The sequence below is a fragment of the Afipia sp. GW821-FHT04G03 genome (assembly GCF_059419985.1).
In genome coordinates this window covers 175,493-188,873 of record NZ_JBWKSV010000002.1, presented here as the reverse complement: position 1 = coordinate 188,873, position 13,381 = coordinate 175,493, and the positions used below count along the sequence as shown (strand labels likewise).

General features: G+C 61.4%; 11 protein-coding genes. 7 read left to right on the top strand and 4 right to left on the bottom strand.

Translation table 11 applies throughout. From position 1 onward, the window contains the following. Positions 1-11 precede the first annotated feature (11 nt). Positions 12-557, top strand: a complete 546-nt coding sequence (locus tag AC07UB_RS10140; RefSeq protein WP_492791583.1) for a cupin domain-containing protein — start codon at positions 12-14, stop codon at positions 555-557. Between the two features lie 48 nt (positions 558-605). Here the strand turns inward: AC07UB_RS10140 and AC07UB_RS10135 are convergent, their stop codons facing one another. Then, positions 606-2,585 (bottom strand): DEAD/DEAH box helicase, encoded by a 1,980-nt coding sequence (locus tag AC07UB_RS10135; RefSeq protein WP_494652863.1) that lies wholly within the window; start codon positions 2,583-2,585, stop codon positions 606-608. A gap of 255 nt (positions 2,586-2,840) precedes the next feature. On the opposite strand from AC07UB_RS10135, the gene AC07UB_RS10130 reads away from it, so the two are divergent. Beyond that, complete coding sequence (locus AC07UB_RS10130; protein WP_492791585.1) at positions 2,841-3,257, top strand: DUF1236 domain-containing protein; 417 nt, start codon at positions 2,841-2,843, stop codon at positions 3,255-3,257. A 71-nt stretch (positions 3,258-3,328) separates the two neighbouring features. Here the strand turns inward: AC07UB_RS10130 and AC07UB_RS10125 are convergent, their stop codons facing one another. From AC07UB_RS10125 to AC07UB_RS10115, 3 genes are all read right to left on the bottom strand, one after another. After that, positions 3,329-4,129, bottom strand: coding sequence for an FAD binding domain-containing protein (locus AC07UB_RS10125; RefSeq protein ID WP_494652861.1), 801 nt, complete (start codon positions 4,127-4,129; stop codon positions 3,329-3,331). 17 nt (positions 4,130-4,146) lie between these two features. After that, the gene (locus tag AC07UB_RS10120; protein ID WP_494652860.1) at positions 4,147-6,498 is read right to left on the bottom strand and encodes a xanthine dehydrogenase family protein molybdopterin-binding subunit; all 2,352 of its coding nucleotides are present in this window, start codon (positions 6,496-6,498) and stop codon (positions 4,147-4,149) included. A gap of 85 nt (positions 6,499-6,583) precedes the next feature. After that, positions 6,584-7,069, bottom strand: coding sequence for a (2Fe-2S)-binding protein (locus tag AC07UB_RS10115; protein WP_492791588.1), 486 nt, complete (start codon positions 7,067-7,069; stop codon positions 6,584-6,586). A 307-nt stretch (positions 7,070-7,376) separates the two neighbouring features. On the opposite strand from AC07UB_RS10115, the gene AC07UB_RS10110 reads away from it, so the two are divergent. The 5 genes from AC07UB_RS10110 to AC07UB_RS10090 all read left to right on the top strand — a co-directional run bounded on the left by AC07UB_RS10110 (position 7,377) and on the right by AC07UB_RS10090 (position 13,199). Continuing rightward, complete coding sequence (locus AC07UB_RS10110) at positions 7,377-8,054, top strand: 3-oxoacid CoA-transferase subunit A (protein WP_492792745.1); 678 nt, start codon at positions 7,377-7,379, stop codon at positions 8,052-8,054. A 36-nt stretch (positions 8,055-8,090) separates the two neighbouring features. Beyond that, positions 8,091-8,744 carry a 3-oxoacid CoA-transferase subunit B gene (locus tag AC07UB_RS10105; RefSeq protein WP_492792746.1) on the top strand — a complete coding sequence of 218 codons (654 nt, stop codon included), beginning with the start codon at positions 8,091-8,093 and terminating at the stop codon, positions 8,742-8,744. Between the two features lie 289 nt (positions 8,745-9,033). Then, positions 9,034-10,551 (top strand): MFS transporter, encoded by a 1,518-nt coding sequence (locus AC07UB_RS10100; RefSeq protein WP_492791589.1) that lies wholly within the window; start codon positions 9,034-9,036, stop codon positions 10,549-10,551. A 3-nt stretch (positions 10,552-10,554) separates the two neighbouring features. Further along, positions 10,555-11,367, top strand: coding sequence for a trehalose-phosphatase (gene otsB, locus AC07UB_RS10095; RefSeq protein ID WP_494652858.1), 813 nt, complete (start codon positions 10,555-10,557; stop codon positions 11,365-11,367). Further along, complete coding sequence (locus tag AC07UB_RS10090; RefSeq protein WP_492791591.1) at positions 11,364-13,199, top strand: glycoside hydrolase family 15 protein; 1,836 nt, start codon at positions 11,364-11,366, stop codon at positions 13,197-13,199. The genes otsB and AC07UB_RS10090 overlap by 4 nt, the downstream gene beginning before the upstream one ends. The last annotated feature ends 182 nt before the right edge of the window (positions 13,200-13,381 follow it).

Genomic DNA, 13,381 nt, shown 5'->3' with positions numbered 1-13,381 from the left:
GGAGAGAACACATGGTCCATCGCATTCGCCGCGTCGTCACCGGCCACGATCAGAACGGCAAGTCCAAAATCGTCATGGATGGGTTGGCACCGAACATCCTCGAGATGGCGTCGATGCCGGGCGTTGCGCTGACCGACTTGTGGCGGACGGCTACGTCACCAGCGTCGAACGAGGGCAATGCGGACGCCGCAGAAGGTCAGATCAAGCTCGAACCGCCATCAGAAGGCACGATCCTGCGCATTGTCGAGTTTCCGCCGGATACCGCCTGGCGTCAGAGCGCGGATGCCAAGAAGGCGTTTGCTTCGATCGGCGCCGACGGCGCGCCGGACCATGCGTCAGACGATCCGATGACCCACACCACGGCGACCGTGGACTACATCATCGTTCTCAGGGGCGAGATCTATGCCATCATGGACACGGAGGAGACGCTGCTGAAGCAGGGTGACATCCTGATTCAGCGCGGCACCAATCACTCCTGGAGCGTGCGCGGCACCGAACCCTGCATCGTGGCCGCGATCCTCGTCGGCGCCAAGCCCACGGGGCGGTTGAAAAAGTAACCTAGGCTATCTGCGAAGCCCGCAACCGCAATCGTCTGAAGCGATGATTTACGTGCCCTTGCGGTGCTTCTTCTTCTTCGGTTTCTTGGCAAAGGCCGTCTTGTCGACATCAGGCCAGCTCTGACGATCGGGACCGCCGGCGTGTTTCGGCTTCTTGGCGCGTGGCGGCGCATCCTCGAACCGGGGCCGTTCGTCGCGCTGCGGCTTCGCCTCGTGTGACTTCTTCTCGTAGCGCGGCTTGCTGTCAAACGACGGCTTGCCTTGATACGCGGGCTTTTCCCGATAGGCCGGCTTGCCGTTGTTCTTGCCTTTGTAATCCGGTTTGCCGCTGCGCTGTACAGGCGGGGCGTCGCCTTGCGGTCCGTTCGGCAATGCTTCGAGGCGGATATTGTCTTCCTTGTCCGGGCGCTTGATCTTCGCGGCGAACTCCTCGGCAGCGGACGCCGAAATCTCGAACTCGGTGGTGGCGTCGAAAATGCGGATGGCGCCGATGTCGCCTTTGCCGATTCCGCCACGGCGGCAGATCATCGGCAGCAGCCAGCGCGCTTCGGCGTTCTTGTTGCGGCCGATGGCGGCGCGAAACCACACACTGCCCTCGGACATACCGCCGCGTGCTGGTTTCGATCTCGGCGCGCGCTCTTCGCCTCGTGTGTCGCGCTCGAATCGTTTGGCGCCGCGCGCCTCGCGCGCGCCGCGATCGTCACGCGAACGCCCCTGACCCGGATCGAGAATATCTTCGGGCGATGGAAGGCGCGACCGATAGAGCCGCGCCAGCGCCGCCGCGATGTCCTCAGGCGGCCGCTCGGCGAGCAATGCGCGCGCCAGCACCAGATCGTCCTCGGTGTTTTCCTCGCCGAACAGCGCGTCCTGCAACATGCGCTGCTGGTCGAGCTTGCGGATCTCCTCCACGGTCGGCGCGGTGCCCCAGACCGCATCAATGCCGGCCTGGTTGAGCAGCAGCTCGGCGCGGCGCTTGCGCGCGGGGATCACCAGCATGACGCTGACGCCCTTCTTGCCGGCGCGGCCGGTGCGGCCTGAACGATGCTGCAGCACTTCCGGATCGTTCGGCAGGTCGGCGTGAATCACGAGGCCAAGACTTGGCAGATCGAGGCCGCGTGCCGCGACATCGGTGGCGACGCAGATTCGCGCGCGGCCGTCACGCAAGGATTGTAGCGCCTTGGTGCGCTCGTTCTGGGTCAGCTCGCCGGAGAGTGCGACCACGGAAAACCCGCGCTCCAGAAGTGCTGCCTGGAGATGGTTGACCGCGTTGCGGGTGTTGCAGAACACGATGGCGCTCGGGGACTCGAAGAATCGGAGAACATTGACCACGGCATGCTCGACGTCGCCGGGCGCGATCCGGATCGCACGATATTCGATATCGGCGTGACCGCTTCCGCTGCTCGTGACTTCGATACGAAAAGGGTCGTTCTGATATTGCTTGGTGATGGAGATAATCGTGCGCGGCAGGGTCGCTGAAAACAGCAGCGTGCGCCGTGTGTCCGGCGTGGTCTTGAGAATGAACTCCATATCCTCACGAAACCCGAGATCAAGCATCTCGTCGGCTTCATCGAGAACCACGACCTTCAGTTCAGTTACATCGAGGCGCTTGCGGCGAATATGATCGCACAGCCGGCCCGGCGTGCCGACCACGATATGCGCGCCGGCTTCGAGTTCGCGCTTTTCGCGCTGCGGGTCCATGCCGCCGACGCAGGAGACGACGCGCGCGCCGGCCTGCTTGTAAAGCCATTCGAGTTCGCGATGCACCTGCAACGCCAGTTCACGTGTCGGCGCGACGATCAGCGCCAGCGGAGCTGCGGCCCGATTCAGCCGCTCGGCTTCGCCCAGCAGATCGGCGGCCATAGCGAGGCCATAAGCGACAGTCTTGCCGGAGCCGGTTTGCGCCGACACCAGCAGGTCGCGGCCGGCGGCATCGCTTGCGAGCACCGCCTTCTGGACAGGGGTCGCGTCATTATAATTACGCTCGGCCAGAGCGCGGGCGAGTGGTGCACTTGCAGACAGGGTTTTCACGGTCAGACCTTGGTTGGCGTTGTCGCCACGGTGCAATCAAATGGATTGGACAAGCGCCCGGATACGGACGCTTTCAGCAGCTTCGCGAGATTGGTGAAGTTTGCACGTGCTTTAGGCGAGTTTCGGCAAAAGAGCCAATGAATACTGTCGCAAATGTTCGGCAAAAGCGCCTTTTTAAGGGTTTTTGCCGATTTGAGGAACCATTCCGCCGCCGCTTACTTGTGTTTCCCGAGTTCATAAACGGGAGTTTTAGATATGAAGCGGACTTTGATTGCCTTGGCGATGATTTCTACCGGCGCCCTCATTCCGGTGGTTGCGTCTGCGCAAGGCGTGCCGGGCGGTATCGAACGTGGTGCGCGTGAAGGCGAGCGTGCAGGCGGACCGGTCGGCGCGATCGTTGGCGGCACTGTAGGTGGCGTTGTCGGCGGCGTGGCCGGCGTTCTCGGCGTCGATCAGCGTCCGCGCTTTCGCAACTACGTGGTCGAACAACGTCGTCCTTCTTACCGTTATCAGAATGAACTCGCGGTAGGTGTTGTCCTTCCTGAGGACGGCGTGACCTACTACGACGTTCCGCAGGAATATGGTGTTCGCGACTATCGCTACACCGTGGTGAACGACCGCACGGTTCTGGTTGACCCGCGCACCCGTCGCGTGGTGCAGATCGTCGAGTAACTTTTCTACTCATATGAAACTAAAAAGGCCGCCCTTCAGGGGCGGCCTTTTCCTTTTCCATTACAGAGAATTCAGCCCGCCTCGATCACCGCGCGCTGCGCCATCACCTTGATGAGGTTGGCGCGGTATGCCGCCGAACCGTGGATGTCCTCCATCAGACCGTCGGCGGAGACTTTCACCGCGTCGATGGCGCCCGCCGACCAGTTGGCTTTCAGTGCGGCTTCGATGGCCGGCACGCGCATCACGCCGTTCTGCGAAGCCCCGGTGGCGGCAACGCGCACGTCGCCGGATTTGGTCTTGGCGACGAATACGGCGGTGAGCGCGAAACGTGACGCCGGGTGACGCATTTTCGAGTAGGCCGCCTTCGCCGGAATCGGGAACGAGATCTCGGTGATGATCTCGCCGTCTTCGAGCACGGTGGTGAACAGGCCCTTGAAGAAATCCTCGCCCTTGATGCTGCGCTTGTTGGTTTTCACCGTGGCGTCGAGCGCGACCACGGCGGCGGGATAGTCCGCGGCCGGATCGTTGTTGGCGATCGAGCCGCCGATGGTGCCGCGATAACGCACAGCAGGATCTCCGAGCACCGAAGTCAGATGCACGATGGCGGGGATCGCCTTCGCCGCGTCCTTGCTGGTGAGGATGTCGTAATAGGTGGTCGCCGCCTTGATAACGAGCGCGTCGGCGGTGGCCGACACGCCGACCAGCGCGGGTATCCGCGCGAGGTCGATCACGTCCGATGGTTGCGCAAGGCGCTGCTTCATCACCGGCAGCAGCGTGTGGCCACCGGCGAGATATTTCGAATCCGACCCCTTCTTGAACAGGGCGACGGCGTCATCGACGCTTGCGGGGCGATGGTAGGTTGTCTCGTACATGATGTTTCTCCCCGTTCCTATTCCGCTGCCTGCTGCTGATGAATGGCGTGCCACACCCGGTCGGGCGAGGCCGGCATCTCAAGCCGGTTGTTGCCGATGGCGTCGGTGATGGCGTTGATCACCGCCGGCGTCGAACCGATGGCGCCGGCTTCGCCGCATCCCTTGATGCCGAGCGGATTGCCGGGGCAGAGCGTCGTGGTGTGCGACAGCTTGAACGACGGCAGATCATCCGCGCGCGGCATGGCGTAATCCATGAACGACGCCGTGATGAGCTGGCCGCTCTTGTCGTAGACCGCATGTTCAAGCAGCGCCTGACCTATGCCTTGCGCGAGCCCGCCATGCACCTGGCCTTCGACGATCATCGGGTTGATGAGACGTCCAAAGTCATCGGCCGCGACGAAGCTGACGAACTCCGTCTTGCCGGTGCCGGGATCGACCTCGACCTCGCAGATATAAGTTCCGGCCGGGAAGGTGAAGTTGGTCGGATCGTAGAACGCGGTTTCCTTCAGGCCCGGCTCCATGCCGTCTGGCAGGTTGTGGGCGGTGTAGGCGGCAAGCGCCACCATCGGCAGCGCGATCGACTTGTCGGTGCCGGTGACTTTGAATTCACCGTTCTCGATGACGATATCGTTCTCCGATGCCTCCAGCTGATGCGCGACAATTTTCTTCGCCTTGGCTTCGACCTTCTCCATCGCCTTGACGATGGCAGACATGCCCACCGCGCCGGAACGCGAGCCGTAAGTGCCCATGCCGAACTGCACCTTGTCGGTGTCGCCATGGAGAATAGAGACCTGACTGGTCGGAATGCCGAGCCGGTCAGCGACCACCTGCGCGAAGGTTGTCTCGTGGCCCTGGCCGTGGCTGTGCGAGCCGGTGAGGATCTCGATGGTTCCAACGGGGTTGACCCGCACCTCGCAGGATTCCCATAGACCGACGCCGGCGCCGAGACTGCCGACGGCTTTCGACGGCGCGATGCCGCAGGCTTCGATGTAGCAGGAGAAGCCGATGCCGCGCAGCTTGCCTTCCTTCTTTGCCTTTTCCTTGCGGGCAGGGAAGCCGGCATAGTCGGCGGCTTTCAGCGCGGCGTCGAGCGAAGCACCGAAGTCACCGATGTCGTAGGCCATGATAACCGGCGTCTGGTGCGGAAACTGCGTGATGAAATTCTTGCGCCGCAGTTCGGCCGGATCGACCTTGAGCTGCCGCGCCGCGGTTTCCATCAGCCGCTCCATGACGAAGGAGGCTTCCGGGCGGCCCGCACCGCGATACGCATCCACCGGCGCGGTGTTGGTGTAGACGCTGATGACCTCGGCGAAGATCGCCGGAATGTTGTACTGGCCCGACAGCAGCGTCGCGTAGAGATAAGTCGGCACCGACGACGAGAACAGCGACATGTAGGCGCCGAGATTGGCGTGGGTCTTCACCCGCAGGCCGATAATTTTATTGTCCTTGTCGAAGGCCATCTCCGCCTTGGTGAGATGGTCGCGGCCATGGGCGTCGCTGAGGAATGCCTCGGTGCGGTCCGATGTCCACTTCACCGGACGGCCGGTGCGCTTGGAGGCCCATAGCGCCACCATTTCTTCGGGGTAGATGAAAATCTTGGAGCCGAAGCCGCCGCCGACGTCCGGCGCGATCACCCGCAGCTTGTGTTCCTGTGCGACGTTATAGAACGCCGACAACACAAGGCGCGCCACATGCGGATTCTGCGAGGTGGTGTAGAGCGTGAAATGCTCTTCGGCGGAATCGTATTCCGCGACCGCAGCGCGCGGCTCCATCGCGTTCGGCGACAGACGATTGTTGGTGATGTCGAGCGCCACGACATTCGCGGCCTTTGAGAAGGCGTCATTGGTGGCGGCTTCGTCACCAATGGTCCAGTCGTAGATGACGTTGCCGGGCGCTTCGGGATGAAGCTGCGGCGCGCCGGGTGCGATGGCTGCGCGAATATCGGCGGCGACGGGCAATTCCTCGTAGTCCACCACGACCGCTTCGGCGGCATCGCGCGCCTGGTTGCGGGTTTCGGCGATGACGACCGCCACGGCATTGCCGACAAAACGCACGATCTCCGGCGCCATCGCCGGCCATGCGCCCATTTTCATCGGCGTGCCGTCCTTGGAGTGGATCATCCAGCCGCAGATCAGATTGCCGATCTTGTCGTCGACGAGTTGCTGCCCGGTCAGGACATCCACCACGCCCGGCATGGCCTTGGCGGCGGCGGTATCGATGCTTTTGATTTTTGCGTGGGCGTGCGGGCTGCGGACGAACGACGCATAGGTCATGCCGTGAAGGCGCACATCGTCGGTGTACTTGCCCTTGCCGGTGATGAAACGCTTGTCTTCCTTGCGCAGAACCCTCTCGCCGATACCTTCACTCATAATGCTGGCCTTTCCATAAGGGTTGCCTTGGTCGCGCGAGCAGCGCGGGCAACTGCAAATCCGATTGGTGAGCTATCGTCGCGGACTATTCCGCGGCGACTGAAACCTTCATGCGTCCGGCGGCGTCCAGCACCGACTTGACGATGTTGTGGTATCCCGTGCAGCGGCAGATGTTGCCTTCCAGCTCGTGGCGCACCGTGGCCTCGTCGAGATTGCCGCCGTGGCGGGTCACGATGTCGATAGCCGACATGATCATGCCCGGCGTGCAATAGCCGCACTGGAGGCCATGATTGTCCCGGAACGCCGCCTGCATTGGATGCAGCGTGTCCCCTTTCGAGATGCCTTCGATGGTGGTGACATTGGCGCCGTTGGCCTGTCCGACCAGCGTGGTGCAGGATTTCACGGCGCGGCCATCGATATGAACGATGCAGGCGCCGCACTGGCTGGTGTCGCATCCGACATGCGTGCCGGTCAGACCGAGATGATCGCGTAGCAGATGGACGAGCAGCGTGCGATCCTCGACATCGGCGGACACCGCTTTACCGTTGACGGTCAACTTGATTGCAGACAAAGGGACCTCCCCAGATGATTTCCAAAAGTGCTTTTTGTAATTGTTCCAATTAACAACCGGCGCGCAAAACTTTGCAACTCGATTTTCGTTGTAGCTGTCATCGCGCGATCATCTGCATGTGAACGCAGGCGCCGCGCTGCGCCGGCGGGCCGTTCACCGTCGTCTGGATGCATCTCGCAAGTGCGAGAGCAGGGCGGTTTCTGCATTCCATAGATGCAGACGGGCCGTTTGATCGCGGGAGGGTTTTTGCCTACGCTTGCCGGAGCGGCGTAAAAATGAACGTCGCCAAGGGAGTATAGAAAGAGTGATCGACAAGCGCGTGGGCTCGCTGGCCGAAGCGGTCGCCGATGTCCGGGATGGAGCCGTTGTGCTGGTGCCGGGATTTGGCGCCGTCGGGATCGCGGACAATTTGCTCGAGGCCCTGCATGATCAAGGCGCGCGCGAGTTGACAATCGTTGCCAACAACTCGGGCAATGGCGATCACGGGCTGGCGCGGCTCATCAACTCGGGGCGGGTGCGCAAGGTGATCTGCTCCTATCCGCGCTCCGGCGATTACAGTGCATTTTTGAAAGCCTACCGCGCCAAAAGCCTTGAACTCGAACTGGTGCCGCAAGGCACGATCAGCGAGCGGATGCGCTGTGCCGCTGCGGGCCTGGGCGGATTTTTCTCACCGGTTTCCGCTGGCACCAAGCTTGCCGAAGGCAAGGAGCAGCGTGAGATCGACGGCAGGCTGCACGTGTTCGAGAAACCGCTGAGGGGCGATATCGCGTTGGTCAAGGCGGCCAAAGCCGACCGATGGGGCAATCTCACCTACCGCAAGTCCGCCCGCAATTTCAATCCGGTCTGCGCTATGGCAGCGGACCTGACCATCGTCGAGGTCGAGACCATGGTCGATCTCGGGACACTTGACCCGGAAGCCGTGGTGACGCCGGGAATTTTCGTCGATCGCATCGTGGTCGCCGAACCGCTCAAGATCGGGAGCTGAATCGTGACCGAATACACTCCACTGACGCGCCAGCAAATGGCATGGCGAGCGGCGCAGGATCTGCCGGAGGGTGCTTACGTCAATCTCGGCATTGGAATTCCGACGCTGACATCGGGCTTCGTGCCGAAAACGCGCGAGGTGATCTTTCACAGCGAGAACGGCGTGCTTGGCATGGGCGGTCCGCCGAAGCCCGGCGAAGAAGATGAAGAATTGACCGATGCCGGCAAGAATCTGACCACGCTGGTCACGGGCGGCTGTTATGTCCATCACGCGGATGCATTTTTGATGATCCGCGGCGGCCATCTCGATGTCAGCCTGCTGGGCGCCTTTGAAGTTTCGGGGAGCGGCGATCTCGCCAACTGGACCACGGAAGACCCCGAGTTTCCGCCGGGCGTTGGTGGCGCGATGGATCTTGCAGTGGGCGCCAAGGCCATCCGTGTGCTGATGGAACATACCGACAAGAAGGGCCAGCCGCGCATCAAGAACCGCTGCACCTATCCGTTGACGGCGGCGGGCGTGGTCAAGCGTATCTACACCAATCTCGCGGTGATCGACGTCACGCCCGCAGGGCTCCTGGTGATTGAGATGATTCCGGGCATGACGCTCGAGAAACTGCAGTCGCTGACCGAGCCGAAGCTGCAGCTCGCACCCGGCTACAAGGACATGATGCCGCCCGCGCGCGCGGCCTGACGGCGCGAGCTTCCACCCGGATATCGTGAGCCAAAAAGTCCGGGAAAGCCATTTTTCGGATGACCGGTTCCATATGGAACCTTCCTTTCGCGATCAGGTTGTTATGGGAAGCGGAGGCGGACGTACCCTCTGTCGGCGGAAGGCTTCGGATTCACTGTTCGGAGGCCTTTCCCATTGATAATACTCGCCGTTTGGGGACTCAGGCTGGTTCCCAAACTCCTGCTATCTGTTTCGCCGGTCGCGGCGTCCATCGAAGGTCGAGGGTGCGGCCGGTGAAAGAGACGGCGGGATGTCAGCTTTGACAAACATCCAGATGTCCCCGGCCCAAACGCCCTCGGCACGCATCTCACCGACGACCGGTGTTGAGGCTTCCGGTTCCCTCCCGCGTGAGACCGTTGAAACCGATATTCCAGCGCGTCTGGATTCCTTGCCTTGGAGTGGTTTTCATACCCGTGTCATCGCCGCGCTCGGCATCACATGGATACTCGACGGACTTGAGGTCACACTGGCGGGTGCGTTATCGGGCGCGCTGAAGGACAGTCCGGTTCTCAAGTTCACCAACACCGACGTCGGACTCGCCACCAGCGCCTATATCGCTGGCGCGGTGCTCGGCGCCCTTGGGTTCGGATGGCTGACCGATCGCATTGGTCGCAAGAAGCTGTTTTTTGTGACGCTCGCGGTCTATCTCACCGCGACCGCTGCGACGGCATTCTCGTGGAATCTCGCCAGTTTCGCATTGTTCCGTTTTCTCACTGGCGCCGGCATCGGCGGCGAATACACCGCGATCAATTCGACAATTCAGGAGCTGGTGCCTGCACGCTATCGCGGCCGCACCGATCTGATCGTCAACGGCAGCTTCTGGATCGGTGCCGCGCTGGGCGCGGTCAGCGCCATCATTTTGCTCGATCCGGACGTGATCAATCCGGAACTGGGATGGCGTCTGGCGTTCCTGACCGGCGCGGGCCTTGGTCTGGTCGTATTCGTGATGCGGTTATGGATTCCCGAAAGCCCGCGCTGGCTGATGATTCACGGCCAGCCCGCGCGCGCTCTGAAGATCGTCGCCGACATTGAACGTTCAGTGACGCCCAACCGACGCGAACCCGATCGCCCCCGGCCGAAGATCAGATTGAAGATGCGAACCCACACGCCGCTGCGCGAGGTCGTCGATACATTGTTGCGGACCTATCGCAGCCGCTCGCTGGTGGGATTGTCGCTGATGGTGGCGCAGGCGTTCTTTTATAACGCGATTTTCTTCACCTATGCTTTGGTTTTGACAGATTTCTTCGGTATCGCATCAAGCCATGTCGGCTGGTACATCCTGCCATTCGCCGCTGGGAATTTTCTCGGGCCGTTGCTGCTCGGCGCACTGTTCGACACGGTCGGGCGGCGTACCATGATCGCGTTCACCTACAGCATGTCGGGCATTCTGCTCGCCGTGTCGGGTTATCTGTTTTCGATCGGCGTACTCAGTGCGCAGACCCAGACGATCACCTGGATGGTGATCTTCTTCTTTGCGTCGCCGGCGGCCAGTGCTGCGTATCTCACCGTGAGCGAAACATTTCCGCTCGAGGTTCGCGCTCTGGCCATAGCATCGTTCTATGCGATCGGCACCGGTATCGGCGGCATTGCCGGTCCGGCCTTGTTTGGAGTTCTCATCGACACCGGCTCACGCAACAGCGTGTTCGCCGGTTATCTGCTCGGATCGGCCTTGATGATCGCCGCGGCGCTGATCGCGTGGCGATATTGTATCGACGCGGAATGCAAGTCACTGGAGGAGGTTGCGCGGCCCCTGGCCGCGCAAGAGTAGCTAATGGATCATCGTGTGATTGAAGAGCCCGCTGCAAGGATTGCGAGAGACGCTTTGCAGGCTCCGGCGGGAATTGTGCCGGATCTCGATCAGACCGCGCTGCTGCTCGATATCGACGGCACGTTGATCGAACTCGCGCCGACGCCGCGCGACATTATAGTACCGCCGAAACTGGGCGCGACGCTTCAGGCGCTGCACGACCGTCTCGACGGCGCGCTCGCGCTGGTGAGCGGCCGATCCCTGACCGATATCGACGTGATCTTCGCGCCATTGCAGTTTCCCGCGGTTGGCGGTCACGGCGCGGAGATGCGGCTGTCGATCGAGAATGAGGCGGTCGCAGCCCATGCGCCGCCGATGGATAACGACCTGAAAAAGCGCTTCATCGCGATCTCGCACCTCAGCCCCGGCATCCTGTACGAGGACAAGGGCTATTCCGTCGCGCTGCATTACCGGCTGGCGCCGCAGTTCGAGCGCACTATTTACGAAGCCGTGTCTGCGATCCGGGCGGACCTGCCGCAGGCGCCGATCGACGTTCTTCCTGGAAAGTTCGTCTGCGAGATCAAGCATGCGGGTTTCACGAAGGCGACCGGTGTTCGCGAATTGATGAACCATGCGCCGTTCTCCGGCCGCAACCCCGTTTTTATCGGCGACGACGTGACCGACGAGTCTGTGTTTGCCATCATGCCCGCATTCAAGGGCATCTCCTTCTCGGTGGGCCGCCGCGCCCATGGCGTCGATGGCCAGTTCAGGTCGCCGACGGACGTTCGCGCGTGGCTCACGCATTTGCTCGACGAAGAAACCATGGCGGCACGATGAACATTTCCAAGACTATTACTGCATCGCAGGTCGAAGCTGGTAAAATCGATCACGGTCTCGATCTGGCCGTGATCGGAAACTGCAAGACGGCAGCGCTGGTCGATCCGACATCGCGGCTGGTGTGGTGGTGTTTTCCGCGCTTCGACGCCGATCCCGTATTTTCCCGTCTGCTTGCAGGGGATGAAGAGAAGGGCTTCAGCGACGTCGTGCTGGACGGGATGGTCGAGTATCGCTCGAACTATGTCCGCAACACCGCGATCGTCGAGACCATCCTGACCGACAAGAACGGCGCTGCGATTCGGATCACCGATTTCGCGCCGCGCTTCCGGCAGTACGGCCGGATGTTCCGTCCACCGCAATTGTTCCGCATCATCGAGCCGATTGCGGGCTTGCCGCGCGTCACCATCCGCGTTCGGCCGACCCATTCCTACGGCAAGCCGCTGGCGCGCCGGGCCTTGGGCAGCAATCACATTCGCTATTTCGAGGATGAGACGACCGTTCGCGTCACCACTGATGCGCCGATCTCCATGATCGAGCACGAGTCGCCGTTCGTGCTGACGCGGCCTGTCCACATGGTGTTCGGCCATGACGAACCGTATCCCGGCGATCTTGCCGCCACCGCCACCTCGTTCGCCGAGCAAACCAAGTCGTACTGGCTGCACTGGGTGCGGCGTCTTTATATCTCCTATGACTTCCAGGAAGCGATCATCCGCGCTGCGATCACCCTGAAGCTGTCGAATTTCGAGGAGACCGGCGGGATCATCGCCGCGCATACGACATCGATTCCCGAAGCCCCAGGCTCGGGACGCACGTGGGATTACCGCTATTGCTGGTTGCGCGATGCCTACTTCGTGGTGAAGGCGCTGAACCGCGTCGGGGCGACGCAGACGATGGAGGATTTCATCGGCTTCACGCTGTCGATTGCCACCAATACCGATGGGCCGCTGAAACCGGTCTATAGTGTGGTGCCGAACCTGCCGCTCGACGAATGGATCACGACCGATCTCAACGGTTATCGCGGAGATGGTCCGGTTCGCATCGGCAACGCTGCGGTCGAACAGAGCCAGCACGATACTTATGGTAGCGTGATTCTCGCAGCCCTTCCGCTGTTCTTCGACCAACGTCTGCCGACACCCGGCGGAGAAAAGCTGTTCCGTTTGCTGGAAGGTCTCGGCGAAAAGGCGGCGCAGGTGGCGCTGAAACCTGACGCCGGCATCTGGGAGTACCGAGGGCGGCAGCGCGTGCATACGCATTCGGCGGCGATGTGTTGGGCGGGTGTCAATCGGCTCGCATCCATCGCTGCGAAGCTTGGCCTGCATGATCGTGCGGCCTACTGGAACTCCATCGCCGATCCCATTCATCACGAGCTTGTCGAGAAGGCGTGGAATCCGAAGCGCGAAGCCTTTACCGCGGCATTCGGTTCCGACGACCTCGACGCCAGTGTGCTGCTGTTGCCGGATCTCGGCGTTTGCGAGGTCGACGACCCGCGTTTCGTCAAAACCGTGGCGGCAATGGAGCGCGAATTGCTGCGCGAGAAGCACGTCATGCGCTATGCGGCGGAAGATGATTTCGGACTGCCCGCGACTGCGTTCCTGATCTGCCGGTTCTGGCTGATCGATGCGTGGTGGCAGCAGGGACGGCGCGTGGAAGCGCGCGAAGCGTTCATCGATGCGCTGTCGCATCGCAATCGCTACGGCTTGCTGTCGGAAGACATCGATCCGAAAACGGGCGCGCTGTTTGGAAACTTCCCGCAGACCTATTCGATGGCGGGTTTGATTCTCACCGGCATGAAACTGTCGCGGAACTGGGAAGATCGCTATTGGCGCAGTTAATGCGATATTTCAGCGGTATTTTGAATCGATGCGCGCCGCGAGATTCCGTATGTGTCAAGACTATGCAAAGCGTTTTTAATCAGCCACCCTTCGTGAATGGAACCCGGTTCCATTCATTGTCAGCCAAATTCGACGTCAATCAGTCTGAAGGATGGCAAGGAACCATATTGATGAACAGGTGT

Coding starts and splice junctions, on each gene's coding strand:
- AC07UB_RS10140 (WP_492791583.1), top strand. CDS start 12: ATGGTCCATCGCATTCGCCGCGTCGTCACCGGCCACGATCAGAACGGC.
- AC07UB_RS10090 (WP_492791591.1), top strand. CDS start 11,364: ATGAACATTTCCAAGACTATTACTGCATCGCAGGTCGAAGCTGGTAAA.
- AC07UB_RS10105 (WP_492792746.1), top strand. CDS start 8,091: ATGGCATGGCGAGCGGCGCAGGATCTGCCGGAGGGTGCTTACGTCAAT.
- AC07UB_RS10120 (WP_494652860.1), bottom strand. CDS start 6,498: ATGAGTGAAGGTATCGGCGAGAGGGTTCTGCGCAAGGAAGACAAGCGT.
- AC07UB_RS10130 (WP_492791585.1), top strand. CDS start 2,841: ATGAAGCGGACTTTGATTGCCTTGGCGATGATTTCTACCGGCGCCCTC.
- otsB (WP_494652858.1), top strand. CDS start 10,555: ATGGATCATCGTGTGATTGAAGAGCCCGCTGCAAGGATTGCGAGAGAC.
- AC07UB_RS10125 (WP_494652861.1), bottom strand. CDS start 4,129: ATGTACGAGACAACCTACCATCGCCCCGCAAGCGTCGATGACGCCGTC.
- AC07UB_RS10100 (WP_492791589.1), top strand. CDS start 9,034: ATGTCAGCTTTGACAAACATCCAGATGTCCCCGGCCCAAACGCCCTCG.